2 protein-coding genes are annotated in these 1018 nt (G+C 61.0%); one reads left to right on the plus strand and one right to left on the minus strand.

Annotated elements, in window-relative coordinates; genetic code table 11:
* The coding region (locus tag VLK31_RS36195) for a hypothetical protein (RefSeq protein ID WP_409173319.1) at positions 1 to 219 on the minus strand (219 nt) is incomplete at its 3' end.
* Positions 220 to 411: 192 nt separating this feature from the next.
* Here VLK31_RS36195 and VLK31_RS36200 point away from each other — a divergent pair.
* On the plus strand, positions 412 to 1018 hold a 607-nt coding region (locus VLK31_RS36200), incomplete at its 3' end, for an Hsp70 family protein (protein WP_409173320.1).

Here is a 1018-nt window from a genome sequence, read left to right on the forward strand (position 1 = left end):
CGCGCCAACCAACTCGCTGCTGCCGCACGCGGCGTTGAACACACGGGTCAGTGACTCACGGTAGCTGTTGTCCAGTTCCTCGCGCCTGTTCGCTGCCGCCAAGCGGCTTTCTTTCGAATTCTTGCCACGGCCCATGTAGAGCGCGTTTTCTGTGGAGGCGCAACTTGCCGCGACAATCGAAAGAGCGATGGCTGCCAGAGCCGTTTGCAAGTGCTTCATGGGGAGCCCTGTACCGAAAGGATCGTGCTGCGTTGACCGTGATGCAGAGGGGGGGCGGGCCGGATGACCACTGCACCCAGGATTTGTTTTGCAGCTTAGGCCCGCACCCCGCTGACGCGCTGTTCGCTGGCGCACGGACGCGCGAAAGGTACGGGCCTAAAACCGAGACTCTTTTTCAGGAGTCCAAAGACCATGGCCAGAATTATCGGCATCGACCTCGGCACCACCAATTCATGCGTGGCCATCATGGACGGCAACACCATGCGCGTGATCGAGAACTCCGAAGGTGCGCGCACGACGCCGTCGATCGTCGCGTACCAGGAGGACGGTGAGGTGCTCGTCGGTGCCTCGGCCAAGCGCCAGGCCGTGACGAATCCCAGGAACACGATCTACGCAGTGAAGCGCCTGATCGGGCGAAAGTTCGATGAAAAGGAAGTGCAGAAAGACATCGACCTGATGCCTTACACCATTGCCAAGGCCGACAACGGCGACGCATGGGTGGAAGTGCACGGCAAGAAGATGGCGCCGCAGCAGATCAGTGCCGACATTCTGCGCAAGATGAAGAGGACGGCCGAAGACTATCTGGGCGAACCGGTGACCGAAGCGGTGATCACTGTACCGGCCTACTTCAACGATGCCCAGCGCCAGGCCACGAAAGACGCCGGCCGCATTGCGGGCCTGGACGTCAAGCGCATCATCAACGAACCCACCGCAGCGGCCCTGGCCTTCGGCCTGGACAAGAAAGACAAGGCCGACCGCAAGATCGCGGTATATGACCTGGGTGGCGGCACCTTCGACA

It is taken from the genome of Variovorax sp. H27-G14, assembly GCF_046156345.1.
Lineage (GTDB): Bacteria > Pseudomonadota > Gammaproteobacteria > Burkholderiales > Burkholderiaceae_C > Variovorax.